The sequence below is a fragment of the Castellaniella hirudinis genome, from assembly GCF_047468865.1.
GTDB lineage: Bacteria > Pseudomonadota > Gammaproteobacteria > Burkholderiales > Burkholderiaceae_B > Castellaniella > Castellaniella hirudinis_A.
Genome location: NZ_JBLGTV010000005.1, coordinates 160,409 through 175,592 on the forward strand (window position 1 = coordinate 160,409; position 15,184 = coordinate 175,592).

Here is a 15,184-nt window from a genome sequence, read left to right on the forward strand (position 1 = left end):
CGCCATGCATGCTTATCTTTGCGATGCGGTGCGCACCCCGATCGGCCGTTACGGCGGCGCCCTGGCGGCCGTGCGGGCCGATGACCTGGCGGCGCTGCCGCTCAAGGCGCTGGCCGAGCGCCACCCCGGCCTGGACTGGTCGGCGGTTGACGATGTGATCATGGGCTGCGCCAACCAGGCGGGCGAGGACAACCGCAACGTGGCGCGCATGGCGGTGCTTCTGGCGGGACTGCCCGAAACCGTGCCGGGCACCACGATCAACCGCCTGTGCGGCTCGGGCATGGATGCCATCGGCATGGCGGCACGGGCCATCCGGGCGGGCGAGGCCCACCTGATGCTGGCGGGCGGGGTCGAGTCCATGTCGCGGGCGCCATTCGTGGTGGGCAAGGCAGACAAGGCCTGGTCGCGCCAGGCCGCGATGTACGACACCACCATCGGCTGGCGCTTCGTCAATCCACTGCTGCAAAAAGCCTACGGCACCCATTCCATGCCGCAGACGGCCGATAACGTCGCGCACGACTATCACATCTCGCGCGCGGATCAGGACGCCTTTGCCGCGCGCAGCCAACAGCGCTGGGCGCAGGCCCAGGCGGCCGGGTTCTTCGCCGACGAAATCATTCCGGTGCGGATTCCCCGCCGCAAGGCCGAGGATCTGGTCATCGACACCGACGAGCACCCGCGCCCGGACAGCACCGTCCAGGCCCTGGCGGGCCTGAAGGCCATCAATGGGCCCGATCTGACCGTCACCGCGGGCAACGCCTCCGGGGTCAACGACGGGGCCTGTGCCGTGCTGCTGGCCTCCGAGCAGGCGGTTCGGCAGTATGGGCTGTCGCCCCGGGCCCGGATACTGGGGATGGCCGCCGCCGGGGTGGCCCCGCGCGTCATGGGCATGGGGCCCGCGCCCGCGGTGCGAAAAGTCCTGGCCCAGACGGGCCTGCGCCTGGAACAGATGGATGTGATCGAACTCAACGAGGCCTTTGCGGCCCAATCGCTGGCGGTCTTGCGCGATCTGGGTTTGCCGGACGATGCGCCTCACGTCAACCCCAATGGCGGCGCCATCGCCATTGGCCACCCGCTGGGCATGAGCGGTGCCCGGCTGGTGACCACCGCCAGCGCGCAATTGCGGCGCATTGGCGGCCGTTATGCCCTGTGCACCATGTGTATCGGCGTGGGCCAGGGCATTGCCATGATTATCGAAAACCTTACCCCCACCCAAGGAGACAACTGATGAAAACCACAACATGGCGTTGGATGGCCGGGATTGCCCTGGTCTCGTTCGGGATGACTGCCCAGGCGGCCGATCCCATCAAGATCGGCTCGGTGCTGTCGGTCACGGGGCCGGCCGCTTTCCTGGGCGACCCGGAAGCCAAGACCCTGCAGATGTATGTTGAAAAAATCAACAAGGACGGCGGTGTGCTGGATCGCCCGCTGGAACTCGTGTCCTACGACGACGGCACGGATGCCAGCAAGGCCAACAGCTTCACCAAGCGCCTGATTTATGACGACAAGGTGGATGTGATCATCGGCGGGACCACCACCGGGGCCACCATGTCGATGGTGCCGCTGGTCGAACAGGCCGAGATCCCCTTCATCTCGCTGGCCGGGGCCGTCGTGGTCATCGACCCGGTCAAGAAGTGGGTCTTCAAGACGCCGCACACGGATCGCATGGCGGCCGAAAAAGTCTTTGAAGACATGAAGAAGCAGGGGTTGACCAAAATCGCCCTGATCAGCGAAACCAGCGGGTTCGGCCAATCCGGCAAGAAGGAATCCGAGATTGTCGCGCCTCAGTACGGTATTGATATCGTGGCCCAGGAAACTTACGGCCCCAAGGATACCGACATGACGCCGCAGCTGACCAACATCAAGAACAACCCCAATGTCCAGGCCGTCCTGATCTTCGGCCTGGGGCAGGGGCCAGCCTTGGTGCAGCGCAACTACAAACAGCTGGGCATCAAGCTGCCGGTCTATGAATCGCACGGCGTGTGTTCCGATGAATTCATCAAGCTGGCCCGCGATGCCGCCGAAGGCACCCGCCTGCCCTGCGCCGCGCTGATCGTGGCCAAGGATCTGCCGGATTCCGATCTGCAGAAGCCGGTGGTCACGGCTTACGCCCATGACTACCAGCAGCGCTGGAAATCCGACGTGTCGACGTTCGGCGGCCACGCGTATGACGCGCTGATGATCTATGTCGACGCCGTCAAGCGCGCCGGCTCGACCGACAAGGCCAAGGTGCTGGATGCCTTGAACACCACCCAGGGGGTGATGGGCACCGGCGGCGAATTCAACCTTTCGCCCACCGACCACATGGGCCTGGACTTGACTGCTTTCCGCCTGTTGGAGATCAAGGACGGCAAGTGGACGTTGGTGGACTGACGCCGGACTGAACCCCCTCTCGGCAAAAGACGCCCCCCGCGGCACGAGCTGCGGGGGGCGTTTTCGCCTTGAGGCGGCCCAAGGCAAAAAACGGCACGGTGCTGAAGCAGCCTGTGCCGTTTTTCGGTGCGCGGGGTGGGGGAGGGGGATGTCTTGCGGGTCAGGGGTCTTGCCGGGCGATGGCCATGGCTTCGCGCAGGATGCCGAGATCGCCGATATGATTGGCCAGCAGCAGGATCAGGCGGGCGTTGACCTGGGCGCTTTGCTCGTCGTTCAGGTCGTGGTGCAACTGCATCAACGCCTCGTAGAAATCGTCGCCGGGCGTGTAGGGGCGCAGGTACTGCCGCCCCGGTTCGTGGAAATTCAGATCCAGGTTCAGGCCCATGCCGCTATGCCTGCGCCGTCGCCTGGCTGATGGCTTCGCGCACCAGGGCCACATCCAGGTGATCCCAGCGGGCCGCGATGTGCTGGTCGGGCCGGATCAGCCAGACCGCGCCCGGCTGCGCGTCGTAGCGCTCGGCGAAGCGCCCGGTGTAGTCTTCGATCACCAGCAGGCCGTGCGGCGAGCGCCCGCCCTTCGGGGTGACCAGCATGACGTCGACCGACAGGCGGCCGCCGTGCAGGCTTTGCAGGGCGGTGCCCTGCTCGACATTGGCCGGGTCTTCGACGTAGACCAGCAGCTTGAAATCGCCGCCCAGGCGACTGAGCAGCCAGAAGTGATCGACCTGGGCGCGCATGGGGCAGTCGTCGCAGGGGGCGCCGGGCACCATGTCGCCGGTGTATTGGGTGGTATCGGGGGTATTCAAGGTGGACTCCTTTAGTACGGTGGGAACGGAAAGTCGCCCGGCATTCACCAGCGCCCGGGCAAAGGGGTAATGCCGCGCCAAGCCCAGGACGGCATTGCGAAAGGCCAGCGTGGTCCGGGTTTTCGGCGTGATGAAGTCCATCGACCGGGCCGAGTTCTGCATGTTTTCCTGGGCCGCCGCCAGGCGCTCGGCCGAATAGCTGTCGAGCAGCGTTTCGGGGGCCAGCCCCTGCACCACCAGGCGCAGTTTCCAGCCCAGGTTGTCCGCGTCCTGGATGCCGGCATTGCTGCCGCGCGCCCCGAAGGGCGAGACCTGGTGCGCCGCGTCGCCGGCGAACAGCACCCGGCCATGGCGCAGGTGCGGCATGCGGCGGCACTGGAAGGTATAGACTTCGACCCATTTCAGTTCGAAGTCGTGGTCTTCGCCCAGCATGGCCCGGATTCGGGGGATGACGTGGTCGGCTTGTTTTTCGAGTTCGGGGTCGGCGTCCCAGCCCAGCTGGAAATCGACCCGCCAGGCGTTGTCGGCCTGATGGTGCAGCAGCACGGACTGGCCGGGGTGGAACGGGGGGTCGAACCAGAACCAGCGTTCGGAGGGAAAATCGGTTTTGATGAGGATGTCGGCCACCAGGAAGCGATCCATGAACGGCGTGCTCTCGATGTCCAGACCCAGCGAACGGCGCACAGTGCTGCGCGCGCCGTCGCAGGCCACAAGCCAGTCGGCGGCGAGGGTATGCGCGCCGTCGGGGGCGTCGATCCGCAGGACGGCGCCGTCCGGGCCGGCCTGCGCGGAGACCACGCGGTGCTGGCGGCGGATGTCCAGCAGCGGCAGCGACTGCGCCCGCCGCAGCAGGAAGTCTTCCAGGTAATACTGCTGCAGGTTGACGATACCCGCGCGGTGGTGATCCGGCTGGGGCTGCAGGTTGAAGCAGTAGATTTCCTCGTTGCGGAAAAAAGTGCGCCCGATGTCCCAGCCGACGCCTTTGTCCACGCATTCGTCGCCCACCCCCAGGCGATCCAGGATTTCCAGCGTGCGCTTGGCCAGGCAGGTGCCGCGCGACCCCATGGTTCGGGTGTCGTCCTCGTCCAGCAGGACGACCGGCACGCCGTGCTGGGCCAGGTCGATGGCGCAGGCCAGGCCGACGGGCCCGGCCCCGACGATCGCCACGGGGTGGCGGGCCGGGGCGCCGGTGGATGCTTCGGCGGCGGCGCGGGCCTGGAGCCGGTAGGTGTTCATCATGGCGCTACATGCCCAGGTAGGCGGCCCGGACCTGCTCATTGCTGATCATTTCCTTGCCCGTGCCCGACAGCACGATGTTGCCGGTCTCCAGCACATAGGCGCGGTCGGCGATCCCGAGGGCGGCGAACGCGTTCTGCTCGACCAGCAGGATCGTGATGCCCTGGGATTTCAGGGTGCGGATGACGTTGAAGACTTCGTCGACCAGCAAAGGCGCCAGGCCCATGGAGGGCTCGTCCAGCAGCAGCAGCTTGGGCCCGCCCATGAGCGCCCGGCTGATGGCCAGCATCTGCTGCTGCCCCCCGGACAAGGTGCCGGCGGGCAGGTGGCGTTTCTCGTGCAGGATCGGGAACATCTCGTAGACGCGATCCAGGTCGCGCGGGATTTTGTCCTTGGCCCGCAGGTAGGCGCCCAGCAGCAGGTTGTCTTCGATCGACAGGGGGCCGAATACCTGGCGGCCTTCGGGGCTGTGGCAGATGCCCGCCTGGACGCGACGGTCGGCCCGCAGGCGGGAGATGTCGCGCCCGGCGAACTGGACGATCCCGCCGCTCATGGGCTGGATGCCCGAGAGCGTGCGCAGGAACGTGGTCTTGCCGGCGCCGTTGGCCCCGACCAGGGACACGAGTTCGCCTTTGTAGACTTCGAGGCTGATGCCTTTGAGGGCCTGGATGCGGCCATAACAGGATTCGAGGTCGGTGACCTGAAGCAATGGTTTTTGGCTGGGCGCGCTGGCCGACAGGTGCCGGAACCCGCCCGCCTGGGTGGCGCCCAGGCCGACGGAGTCCGGCGCCAGCGACACGATGCGGTGGTGCAGCTCGCGGTATTCGGCGCGGGCGTCTTCGCCGAACAGGGGGTCGTGGTTGTCGGAGAATGCCGCCAGGATCTCGGCCCAGTCTTCCGGCAGCAGGTGTTTTTTGGCCAGGGGGATGGCCTGGGTTTCTTCGGTGGTGATGTGCTGCTTCAGGCCGTCGATGTAGCGCCGCAGGGCGGCGATGAATTCGGGCTGGGTGGTCGGCTGGCCGGATGCCAGCTGTTGGCGCAGGGCCTGCAGATGGCCCGGGCCGCTTTGGTGTTCGGCCTCCAGGGCGTCGAGCACCCCGGCGACTTCGTCGGGCGCGCGCAGGCGCATGGCCTTGAACAGGTGCTGGTCTTCTTTGGCGTGGTGGCAGCCATCCATGAATTCCTGGATGTAGTCGAACAGCGCGTGGAAGAAATCGGCGTCCACCGGGGTGCCGGCCTGCAGTTCGTCGATGACCAGATCAATGGTCCGGGCAATGCGCCAGAGGTTGCGGTGTTCTTCCTGGATGATTTCGAGTGCGTGCATCTGTGATCCCTGGTCAGGCGTGACCGCCCAGATAGGCGGCGATAACATCTGGATTGCGTCGGACTTCGGCCCCGGTGCCTTCGGCTAGGCGCTTGCCGTAGTCTAGAACCAGAATGCGGTCGGATAGGTTCATGACCATTTTCATGTCGTGCTCGACCAGCACCACGGTGACCCCGGTGTTGGCGATGCGGCGCACCAGGGCGTCGACTTCCTGGGTTTCCTTGGGGTTCAGGCCGGCGGCCGGTTCGTCCAGGAACAGCAGGCGCGGCTTCATGGCCAGGGCGCGGGCGATTTCCAGGCGCTTCAGGGCGCCGTAAGGCATGCTGTCGGCGCGCGCGCCGACATAGGCGTCCAGCCCCACGAAACCCATCAGATCGGCGGCCTGGCGGCGCAGTTCGGCTTCGCCCCGGCTGAGTGAGCGCACCCGCAGCAGGGCCTTGAACAAGCTGGTGTCCAGGTGCTGGTGGGCGCCCACCATGACGTTTTCGATGGCGCTCATGTTCATCCAGATCTGCAGGTTCTGGAAGGTGCGCGCCATGCCGCGCCAGGCGAGATCACAGGGATTGCGGCCCTGGATTTCCTGGCCGTTCAGGCGGATGCTGCCGGACGTGGGGGTGTAGAGGCCCGTGATCAGGTTGAACAGCGTGGTCTTGCCCGCGCCGTTGGGGCCGATGACGGAATACACGATGCCTTCGTCCACCGAGAAGCTGACGTCCTGCACGGCGCGGACGCTGCCGAAATGGATGGATAGGCTGTTGACTTCGAGCAATGGCATGGTGTCAGTTCTCCAGGCGCAGGCGGGCGGCCAGGGTGGGGACGATGCCGCGGGGCAGGAAGATCATGCACAGGATCAGGATGGCCCCGTAGATGACGATTTCCCAGCCTTCGAAGGTGGCCAGCAGCTGGGGCAGGGCGGTCAGCAGCACCGCGCCCAGCACCGAGCCGAACACCGAGGCCATGCCCCCGACCACCACCATGGTGATGAGTTCGATCGAGTGGAAGAAATTGGCCACGTCGGGCGTAATGAAGCCGATGTAGTGCGCGAAGATGCTGCCCATGATGCTCGCCACCACGGCCGACAGGACGAAGATCACGGTTTTGTAGCGGGGGACGTCGATGCCCACCACCTGGGACGCGACCTCGGAACCGTGCAGGCCGCGCAAGGCCCGGCCAAAGGGCGAATTGATCAGGTTCAGGGCGCCCCAGACGCTGCACACCAGCAAAATCGCCACGACCCAATACCACTGCTGGTCGCGCATGAAGGAAAAGCCCAGGACGTCCATGGACGGCACCGGCATACCGTCCGGCCCGCCGGTGTAGGCGGCTTCGTTGGTGATCACGATATGGATGATGATGCCCAGCCCCAGTGTGGCCATGGCCAGATAGTGGCCTTTCAGGCGCAGGATGGGCCGGGCCACCAGCAGCGCCAGCACCCCCGAACCCGCCGCGCCCGCCAGCAGCGCCAGCAGCGGATGCACGTCGAAGTGCGAGGGCAGCACAGCGCTGGCGTAGGCCCCCAGGCCCACGAAGCCCGCATGCCCCAGGCTGATCTGGCCGGCATAGCCCACCAGCAGGTTCAGGCTGAGGACGATGATGGCGTTGATGGCCATGCGGATGACGATGTCGAGATAGAAGCTGTTGGGCACCAGGAAGGGCACCACACAGAGCACGGCGGCCAGCAGGGCCAAGCCAATAGTGGAACGACGGTTCATGTGCTTACACCCGATCGGTTGAACGACCGCCGAACAGGCCGCGCGGCATGAAGAAAAGAATCAGCAGGATCAGCACGAAGGGGATGGCGTCTTTGTAGGCCGACGAGATGTAGCCCGCCCCCATGGCTTCGAGGATGCCCACCAGCAGCCCGCCGACCACGGCCCCCAGGCCGTTGCCCAACCCGCCGACCACGGCGGCGACAAAGCCTTTCAGCCCCAGCATGATGCCGACGTCATAGGACGTCAGGGTGATGGGCGTGATCAGGATGCCGCCCAGCGCGCCCAGGGCGGCCGCCAGGGCGAAGCTCATGAGCAGAACCCAGCCCGTGCTGATGCCCACCAGCTGCGCGGCGACCTGGTTGATGGCCGTGGCCAGCATGGCCTTGCCCGCCAGCGTGCGGGTGAAGAAATACCAGAGCAGCACCACGACGATGGCCGTCACCCCGAACACCCACAGGCTTTGGGGCAGCAGGGTGGCCCCCAGGATGTTCAGGGGCGGTTGGTCGGAGAAGGGCGGCAGGCTGTGGGCGTTTTTGCCGAACCAGACCTGGGCGAGCCCGCGGATCACCAGCGAGGCCCCGATGGTGATGATGATGAGCGTGACCGTATCGGCGTGCTTGACGGGTTCGATGGTGAGTTTTTCCATCAGCATGCCCACGATCGCCGGCAGGAAGACCGCCAGGGCGAACGCCGGCGCCCAGTGCAGGCCCGATTGGGTGAAGTAGACGGCCAGCATGCCGCCGAGCATGATGAACTCGCCCTGGGCGAAGTTGATGACGTTGCTGGCGTTGTAGATCAGATTGAAGCCCAGGGCGGCCAGGGCATAGGTTGCCCCGACGGTAAGCCCTGAAAACAGGAACTGCAGAAATTCTGCTTGCACGAAGAGTCTCCTACGGGGGTCGGTTGGTACGGACTTTGATCCGCCCGCTGCTTGCTTGTATTACAAATACCCTAATAAAAAAATGGCATTTGGTATCGCTTAAAACATAGTGGAATTGATCCATCAGATCAATAGAAATTCGCTAATATCTGACAAATATCCGGGTAAACCAGCAAATAATTATCAGCTGGGCAAATCCATTCATTTGACTAACAAATATATAATCCAGGTTTTAATCACTACGAAAAAAAATCTTTTCAAAACAAATCGGTATCATGTCTTGTGCGGTCTCTGTGTTCATGGCTATCATCGCAGTAAACAGGGAGATCAAAGATGAACTACACCCCGCTTGCCTTGTATATCGACGGCGAGCTCCTGGCCGGCGACGGCCGCCGGCACCAGGACGTCGTCAACCCGGCGACCGGCGAAATCCTGGGGCGCCTGCCGCATGCCGACGCCGCCGACCTGGATCGGGCCCTGCGGGCCGCCCAGCGTGCCTTCGAGGGCTGGCGCCTCAGTTCGCCCATGGATCGCGCGGCCATTCTGCGCCAGGTGGCGGCGTTCACCCGCGAGCGGGCGGACGCGATTGCGCGCCACATGACGCTGGATCAGGGCAAGCCGCTGGCCGAGGCCCGCAACGAACTGCTGTCCTGTGCGGATCACGCCGACTGGCATGCCGAGGAATGTCGCCGCATCTATGGACGCGTCATCCCCGCCCGCAAGCCAGAAATCCGCCAGATGGTGCTGCGCGAGCCCGTCGGGGTCTGCGCCGCGTTCACCCCCTGGAACTTCCCCTACAACCAGGCCATCCGTAAAATCTGCGCCGCCGTGGGCGCGGGCTGCGCGATCATCCTCAAAGGCCCGGAAGACGCGCCCAGCGCCGTGCTGGCCATTGCGCGGATGTTCCACGATGCCGGCCTGCCGCCCGGGGTGCTCAATGTCGTCTGGGGCGTGCCGTCCGAAATATCCGATACATTGATCCGTTCGCCCATCGTGCGCAAAGTATCGTTTACCGGCTCGGTGGCCGTGGGCAAGCAGCTGGCGGCCCTGGCCGGGGCCCACATGAAGCGCGTCACGATGGAATTGGGCGGCCATTCGCCCGTCATCGTCCACGAAGACGCGGACGTCGCCCGCGCAGCGCGGCATCTGGCCCGGTTCAAGGTTCACAATGCCGGCCAGGTCTGTATTTCGCCCACCCGGTTTTATGTTCACGATCGCATCCATGACGCCTTTGTCGAGGCCTTCGTGGCCGAAATGCGCAAGGTGCGGGTGGGCGACGGCCTGGACGAACACACCGACATGGGGCCTTTGGCCCATGCGCGCCGCGTGCCCGCGATGACGCGCTTCGTCGAAGACGCCCGGGCGCGGGGCGCCCGGGTTCTGCTGGGGGGCAATCCGCTGGATCGGCCCGGCTTTTTCTTCGAGCCGACCGTGGTGGGCGATGTCCCCGACGACGCCTTGCTGATGACCGAAGAACCCTTCGGGCCGATTGCGCCCATTGCGCGCTTCAGCGACGAGGACGACGTGCTGCGCCGGGCGAATGCGCTGCCTTACGGCCTGTCGGCGTATGTGTTCACTTGCAGCCTGCGGCGGGCCCACCGGGCGGCGCAGGAACTCCAGGCGGGCATGGTCAACATCAACCACTTCGGCAGTGCCTTGCCCGAAACCCCTTTCGGCGGCGTCAAAGACAGCGGCATCGGCAGCGAGGGCGGCAGTGAAACCTTCGACGGCTATCTTGTCACTAAATTCGTTACCCAGATCTGATCCAAAGTAAAACCATGCGAAACTTGAAAATTGGCACCAAACTGCTGCTGGGTTTCAGCCTGGCCGTGCTGCTCATCGTCCTGATTTCCGGCATCGGGGTCTGGCGCATCGTCAGCGCCGAGAACACCAACACCGAGCTGCTGTACCGGCAGGACGTCCATACCCTGAGCCTGCAGTGGCTGCGCCTGACCCAGGTCAACCGCGAACGCGACCGCGCCATCGGGGTCATGACCAACCGCGACCAGATCGCCACCCTGAAAGACCTGATCGGCCAGACCAGCCAGCGGATCAACCAGGTCGAGCAGCAGGTCAAGGGCCTGATCCACGACGCCGGGGACGAGGCCCTGTACCAGGATATCCTGTCGGCCAGGCAGGCCTTCCTGGCGACGCGGGATGAGGCCCGGGCCGCGCAGGACAAGGGCGATATCATCCGCGCCACCAACCTGTACGAAACCGAAGTCCCGCAGCGGCTGGATCACTACGTCGAGCGGATTTCCGCCTTTGCCGATCAGCAGGCCCGCCTGGTGCGCGAAACCAGCGAGACCGCCGTGCGCGATGGCCAGGCCAGCCTGCCGATCCTGCTGCTGGCCGCCCTGGTTGCGGTCATCCTGATGCCTCTGTTCGCCTGGCTGATCACGCGCAGCCTGAAAAACCAGCTGGGCGGCGAGCCCGGGCATGCGGCGCTGGTGGCCGAACGCATCTCCAAGGGCCACCTGGACGTGGATATCCAGGTGCAGTCCAAGGATAAATCCAGCCTGCTGTATGCCATGAAGCGCATGCGCGCCAACCTGGCCCGGCTGGTGGGCGACATGCAGCTGGGATCCAGCTCCATCGCGGGGGCGGTGGGGCAGATCACTGCGGGCAGCATGGAGCTGTCCTCGCGCACCGACACCCAGGCCAGTTCCCTGGCCCAGACGGCGGCCACCATGGAAGAACTGACCGCCACGGTGCGCCAGAATGCGGACAACGCCCAGCAGGCCAACGACCTGGCCAGCGCCGCCGCGCAGACCGCCACAGAAGGCGGGGCCATCGTCACCGAACTGGTCGACACCATGGGGGAAATCCATGGCCGGGCGCAGCAGGTGGCCGATATCGTCAGCGTGATCGACAGCATCGCCTTTCAAACCAACATCCTGGCGCTGAATGCCGCAGTAGAGGCCGCCCGCGCGGGTGAACAGGGCCGTGGCTTCGCGGTGGTGGCGGCCGAAGTCCGGGCGCTGGCGCAGCGCAGCGCCGGGGCCGCCAAGGAAATCAAAACCCTGATCGACGCCTCGGTCGAGTCCGCCGCCAAGGGCAACCAGCAGGCGGGGCGGGCGGGCAGCACCATGGGCGACATCGTCGAGGGTATCCGGCGCGTCACCGGGATCATGGGGGAAATCAGCGCCGCCAGCCGCGAACAGGCCACCGGCATCGAAGAAATCCGTTCCGCCATCAGCCAGATGGACAGCGTCACTCAGCAAAACGCCAGCCTGGTCGAACAATCCGCCGCCGCGGCCGCCGCCCTGCAGGCGCAGGCCGATGCCCTGTCCCAACTGGCTTCGGCGTTCCATCTGTCCGGCCCGGTGGATACCGAGATGATCGAAGGCAACGATACCCTGTCGTATTCGCGCACTTTGCTGCAGGCGCCCAAGACCGACGGGTCGGCCTTTTACCCCTGGACGCGCGAACTCGAAGTGGACATTGCGGTCATCGACAAGGATCACCAGAAGCTCGTCAGCCTGATCAATGCCCTGCACGAATCCATGGCGAAAGGCCACAGCAAGACGGCAATTGGGAAAATCCTGGACGAACTGATCTTCTACACCCAGGATCACTTCACGCGTGAAGAACAGATGATGCTGGACGCGGGCTATACCGGCTACGAGCAGCACAAGAAAATCCACGACAATCTGGTCAAGAAAGTGGTGGAATTCCGCGAAAGCTATCGGGCGGGGCATTCCATGGTGTCGGTGGAGCTGTCCAATTTTCTGCGCAACTGGCTCAGTACCCACATCATGAAGACCGACAAGGACTACGCCCCGGTGATGAAGGCCTCGCTGCGGTAGCCGCCGGGGCGGTCGCGCCACATGCGCCGCAGCCGCTTCGCGGCGCATGTGGCGCGGGGCGATCGGTGTTATTCTGACAAGCTGTATTTCCGAGTGTTTGTCTGGTGCGTATCCGATCATTGGCATTTGCCGTGCTGGGGGGCTTGCCCCTGATGTTGTCCGCCTGCTCCTGGGGCGGGGCGGCGGATCCCGCCGCGCCCTGCCGGGCCGATCCGACCCGCTGCCTGTTCGAGGGCGCCTACGAGCCGGGCGAGCGCGGCTACGCCGAAGCCGAGGCCCAGCGCCTGAACCGCGCCGAGGCCGAACGCCTGCGCCGGATTGAATTCTGATCGGGCGCCGGCGCGACGACATGGCTGCCGACTATCACGATCATCCGGGCCGTCTGCTGCGCCTGACCATGGTGCTGGTGGGGGTGTTTGCCTTCATCCAGGTGTATTCCATTCAGTCCATCCTGCCGCAGCTGCAGCAAGACCTCGGCGCCAGTGTGGTCGAAATCGGCAACGCGGTGGGCATGACGGTTCTGGCGGTTGCCCTGGTTTCCCCCTTCGTGGGGATGCTGTCCGACGCCGTGGGCCGCAAGCGCTTGATCGTCGGGTCGGTTTTTCTGCTGGCGGTGCCCACCGCCTTGATGCCCTGGGTCGAAAGCGTGCAGGGCCTGCTGGTTCTGCGCTTCTGGCAGGGCCTGGCGGTTCCCGGGGTTTCTGTGGTGGCCGTGGCCTACATCGGCGAGGAGTTCCGCGGCTCCACCATGATCCGCATCGTGACCCTCTATGTGTCGGGTTGCGTGCTCGGCGGCTTCGCCGGGCGGTTCCTGATGGGCCACCTGACGGAATACATGCCCTGGCGGTCGGCGTTCCTGCTGATGGCGGTGCTGAATCTGCTGGGGGCCGTGGTGGTCTGGCGCGGCTTGCCGGCGTCGCGCCATTTTGTGGCCAACACCCGCGTCCGATCCAGCCTGCTGACACTGGGCCAGTTGCTGCGCAACCCGCACCTGCAGGCAGCCTGCGCCCTGGGCTTCACCGTGCTGTTCATGCTGGTGGCGCTGTTTACCTTCGTCAACCTGCATCTGGCGGCGGCGCCTTTCCATTTCAGCTCGGGCCAATTGGCCAACATCTTCACGGTGTACCTGTTGGGGGTGGTCGTCACCCCGCTGGCGGGGCGCCTGATTCCGCGCCTGGGGGCGCGGCGCACCATTCTGTCCATGCTGCTGCTGTCGGCCCTGGGGGTGGCGCTGACCCTGACGACGTCCTCCTGGCTGATCGTGACGGCCCTGGCCATGGCGGCCTGCGGCGTTTTCGTCACCCAATCGGCCACCATGAGCTTCATTGCCTCGCGCATCAATTACGGCCGTTCGCTGGCCAGCGGGATGTATTACTCGATTTACTACTGCGGCGGTTTTACCGGGGCTTGGCTGTGCGGCATCGCTTATGCGCGCTATGGCTGGCTCGGGACGGTCGTCGTGCTGCTGGCGGTGCAGGCCGTGGGGGGGCTGATTGCCTGGCGCTTCATCCCGGCGCCGCCGGCCCCGGCCGCCCGCTCGGCTGAAACCCGGCCGGTGGATTGAAACCACCTGAAACCGCCTGCGGCGGCGGGGCGGGTTTCGCGTATAATCCGCAACTCAAGGGGAGTAGCTCCTTCGCCGCCACATCGTCATGACGGTGCCTGCTTGCAGGCACCCGGTGTTCGGGCGGTCGGCCCACGCCGACCGTGAGCAAGACCTTGCCATCTCGTGCTTTCAATCCGCATATTGCGTTGCCTCGGGCGCCGCGATACCCGGGTCGGGGGTACAGGGGCAAGGCGCGTCTTCTTTCAAAAACGGCCTGGCCCGCAGATGGGTTTCCAGGCCGTTTTTTCAAGGAAGACCATGATCGAATTTTTTCAAACCCTCAGCTGGGCCGCTGTATTCCAGATTATCCTGATCGATATCCTGCTGGGAGGGGACAATGCCGTGGTGATCGCGCTGGCGTGCCGCAACTTGCAGCCCAGGCAGCGTCTGCAGGGTATTTTGTGGGGCACCGCGGGGGCGATTGGCCTGCGGGTGTTGCTGATCGCCTTCGCCCTGACGCTGCTGAGCGTGCCGTACCTGAAGATCGCGGGGGCTTTGCTGCTGCTGTGGATCGGCGTCAAGCTCCTGATCCCGGAAGACGGCGCGCATGGCGACGTCCGCGGCGGCGCATCCATCTGGGCCGCGGTCAAGACCATCCTGATCGCGGATTTCGTCATGAGCCTGGACAATGTCATCGCCATCGCCGGGGCGGCGCAAAACGCGCATGCCGACCACCAGATCGGCCTGGTGGCCTTTGGCCTGGTGGTCAGTGTGCCCATCATCATCTGGGGCAGCACGCTGGTGCTGAAATTGATTGACCGCTTCCCCGCAGTGGTGACCTTTGGCGCGGCGCTGCTGGGTTGGATCGCCGGGGGCATGCTGGTCACCGACGTCGTGGTGGCGGAACACTTCGGGACGCCCGCCGCCGGCGTGAAAATCGGCATCGAACTGGCGGTCGCCCTGCTGGTCGTGGCGCTGGGCAAGCTGTTGGCGCGCCGCAAGACCGCCCCGGCTTCGGCCTGACCCGGGGCACGGCCCCGGCGGCGCTTTCGCGGGCCGGCGCTGGGGTGCGGGGTTGGCGGCCGGCGGTCGGCGCTTGACGTGTTTTGTCTGGTGCCTGGGCTAAAGTACTTTATCGTCGGCGGCCATGCCGCCTTCGTCTTCCATGGTGGCCACCTGCCGGGCTTCGGCCGCGCCGAACTTGAGGCGCACCCCGATGCCGCCGTCGCTTTCGTGGATGAACGTGGCGCCCAGGGATTCCAGCGCCTGTTCCAGGGTATCCAACTGATCCGGGCTGGGCTGGGCCAGTTGGCGCTCGAAGCGGGTGATGGTGTCTTTGTCCAGGCCGGACAGGGTGGCCAGCTGTTCCCGGGTCAGGTCGACCAGGGCGCGGGCGGCGTGGCATTGCGGTCCAGTCATCATGGCGGCGCTCCTGAATTAAGCATTGCGACAGCCTCATGATAGGCCGTCGGCCCGGCGCTGTCACGAAAGCGCGGGT

Annotated in this window: 14 protein-coding genes and 1 pseudogene; 7 read left to right on the top strand and 8 right to left on the bottom strand. The window is 65.2% G+C overall.

Annotated elements, in window-relative coordinates:
- Positions 1 to 4 precede the first annotated feature (4 nt).
- Positions 5 to 1,228 (top strand): 3-oxoadipyl-CoA thiolase, encoded by a 1,224-nt coding sequence (gene pcaF / locus ACMHYJ_RS08845; protein WP_414245813.1) that lies wholly within the window; start codon positions 5 to 7, stop codon positions 1,226 to 1,228.
- Complete coding sequence (locus ACMHYJ_RS08850) at positions 1,228 to 2,373, top strand: ABC transporter substrate-binding protein (protein WP_414245814.1); 1,146 nt, start codon at positions 1,228 to 1,230, stop codon at positions 2,371 to 2,373. Before pcaF ends, ACMHYJ_RS08850 begins: the two co-directional genes overlap by 1 nt.
- A gap of 160 nt (positions 2,374 to 2,533) precedes the next feature.
- Here the strand turns inward: ACMHYJ_RS08850 and ACMHYJ_RS08855 are convergent, their stop codons facing one another.
- The 7 genes and pseudogenes from ACMHYJ_RS08855 to ACMHYJ_RS08885 all read right to left on the bottom strand — a co-directional run bounded on the left by ACMHYJ_RS08855 (position 2,534) and on the right by ACMHYJ_RS08885 (position 8,331).
- Positions 2,534 to 2,758: a DUF2783 domain-containing protein gene (locus ACMHYJ_RS08855; protein WP_414245815.1), complete on the bottom strand. Its 225-nt coding sequence runs from the start codon at positions 2,756 to 2,758 to the stop codon at positions 2,534 to 2,536.
- 4 nt (positions 2,759 to 2,762) lie between these two features.
- Positions 2,763 to 4,418, bottom strand: coding sequence for an FAD-dependent oxidoreductase (locus ACMHYJ_RS08860; RefSeq protein WP_414245816.1), 1,656 nt, complete (start codon positions 4,416 to 4,418; stop codon positions 2,763 to 2,765).
- A gap of 4 nt (positions 4,419 to 4,422) precedes the next feature.
- Positions 4,423 to 5,124: an ABC transporter ATP-binding protein gene (locus ACMHYJ_RS08865; RefSeq protein WP_414245866.1), complete on the bottom strand. Its 702-nt coding sequence runs from the start codon at positions 5,122 to 5,124 to the stop codon at positions 4,423 to 4,425.
- Between the two features lie 219 nt (positions 5,125 to 5,343).
- A pseudogene (locus ACMHYJ_RS08870) lies at positions 5,344 to 5,787 on the bottom strand (hemerythrin domain-containing protein); the annotation flags it as partial.
- Entirely contained in the window at positions 5,753 to 6,514 is a 762-nt protein-coding gene (locus ACMHYJ_RS08875; RefSeq protein ID WP_414245817.1) for an ABC transporter ATP-binding protein, read from the bottom strand. The pseudogene ACMHYJ_RS08870 and the gene ACMHYJ_RS08875, both read right to left, overlap by 35 nt.
- 4 nt (positions 6,515 to 6,518) lie before the next feature.
- Positions 6,519 to 7,451, bottom strand: coding sequence for a branched-chain amino acid ABC transporter permease (locus tag ACMHYJ_RS08880; RefSeq protein ID WP_414245818.1), 933 nt, complete (start codon positions 7,449 to 7,451; stop codon positions 6,519 to 6,521).
- A 4-nt stretch (positions 7,452 to 7,455) separates the two neighbouring features.
- Entirely contained in the window at positions 7,456 to 8,331 is an 876-nt protein-coding gene (locus tag ACMHYJ_RS08885; RefSeq protein ID WP_414245819.1) for a branched-chain amino acid ABC transporter permease, read from the bottom strand.
- A 333-nt stretch (positions 8,332 to 8,664) separates the two neighbouring features.
- Here ACMHYJ_RS08885 and ACMHYJ_RS08890 point away from each other — a divergent pair, with 333 nt between their 5' ends.
- The 5 genes from ACMHYJ_RS08890 (at position 8,665) to ACMHYJ_RS08910 (ending at position 14,709) form a co-directional block, all read left to right on the top strand.
- A complete protein-coding gene (locus ACMHYJ_RS08890; RefSeq protein WP_414245820.1) occupies positions 8,665 to 10,095 on the top strand; it encodes an NAD-dependent succinate-semialdehyde dehydrogenase in 1,431 nt (476 codons plus the stop codon).
- A gap of 14 nt (positions 10,096 to 10,109) precedes the next feature.
- Positions 10,110 to 12,140, top strand: a complete 2,031-nt coding sequence (locus ACMHYJ_RS08895) for a bacteriohemerythrin (RefSeq protein WP_414245821.1) — start codon at positions 10,110 to 10,112, stop codon at positions 12,138 to 12,140.
- A gap of 104 nt (positions 12,141 to 12,244) precedes the next feature.
- Positions 12,245 to 12,469 carry a hypothetical protein gene (locus ACMHYJ_RS08900; protein ID WP_414245822.1) on the top strand — a complete coding sequence of 75 codons (225 nt, stop codon included), beginning with the start codon at positions 12,245 to 12,247 and terminating at the stop codon, positions 12,467 to 12,469.
- A gap of 20 nt (positions 12,470 to 12,489) precedes the next feature.
- A complete protein-coding gene (locus tag ACMHYJ_RS08905; protein ID WP_414245823.1) occupies positions 12,490 to 13,704 on the top strand; it encodes an MFS transporter in 1,215 nt (404 codons plus the stop codon).
- Positions 13,705 to 14,004: 300 nt separating this feature from the next.
- Positions 14,005 to 14,709 carry a TerC family protein gene (locus ACMHYJ_RS08910; RefSeq protein WP_414245824.1) on the top strand — a complete coding sequence of 235 codons (705 nt, stop codon included), beginning with the start codon at positions 14,005 to 14,007 and terminating at the stop codon, positions 14,707 to 14,709.
- A gap of 99 nt (positions 14,710 to 14,808) precedes the next feature.
- Here the strand turns inward: ACMHYJ_RS08910 and ACMHYJ_RS08915 are convergent, their stop codons facing one another.
- Positions 14,809 to 15,108, bottom strand: a complete 300-nt coding sequence (locus ACMHYJ_RS08915) for a helix-turn-helix domain-containing protein (RefSeq protein ID WP_414245825.1) — start codon at positions 15,106 to 15,108, stop codon at positions 14,809 to 14,811.
- Positions 15,109 to 15,184: the final 76 nt, after the last annotated feature.

Excerpts from the sequence above, each read along its gene's own strand:
- ACMHYJ_RS08860 (WP_414245816.1), bottom strand. The coding sequence starts at position 4,418 with ATGATGAACACCTACCGGCTCCAGGCCCGCGCCGCCGCCGAAGCATCC.
- ACMHYJ_RS08910 (WP_414245824.1), top strand. The coding sequence starts at position 14,005 with ATGATCGAATTTTTTCAAACCCTCAGCTGGGCCGCTGTATTCCAGATT.
- ACMHYJ_RS08895 (WP_414245821.1), top strand. The coding sequence starts at position 10,110 with ATGCGAAACTTGAAAATTGGCACCAAACTGCTGCTGGGTTTCAGCCTG.
- ACMHYJ_RS08850 (WP_414245814.1), top strand. The coding sequence starts at position 1,228 with ATGAAAACCACAACATGGCGTTGGATGGCCGGGATTGCCCTGGTCTCG.
- ACMHYJ_RS08915 (WP_414245825.1), bottom strand. The coding sequence starts at position 15,108 with ATGATGACTGGACCGCAATGCCACGCCGCCCGCGCCCTGGTCGACCTG.
- pcaF (WP_414245813.1), top strand. The coding sequence starts at position 5 with ATGCATGCTTATCTTTGCGATGCGGTGCGCACCCCGATCGGCCGTTAC.
- ACMHYJ_RS08875 (WP_414245817.1), bottom strand. The coding sequence starts at position 6,514 with ATGCCATTGCTCGAAGTCAACAGCCTATCCATCCATTTCGGCAGCGTC.
- ACMHYJ_RS08905 (WP_414245823.1), top strand. The coding sequence starts at position 12,490 with ATGGCTGCCGACTATCACGATCATCCGGGCCGTCTGCTGCGCCTGACC.
- ACMHYJ_RS08880 (WP_414245818.1), bottom strand. The coding sequence starts at position 7,451 with ATGAACCGTCGTTCCACTATTGGCTTGGCCCTGCTGGCCGCCGTGCTC.
- ACMHYJ_RS08855 (WP_414245815.1), bottom strand. The coding sequence starts at position 2,758 with ATGGGCCTGAACCTGGATCTGAATTTCCACGAACCGGGGCGGCAGTAC.
- ACMHYJ_RS08890 (WP_414245820.1), top strand. The coding sequence starts at position 8,665 with ATGAACTACACCCCGCTTGCCTTGTATATCGACGGCGAGCTCCTGGCC.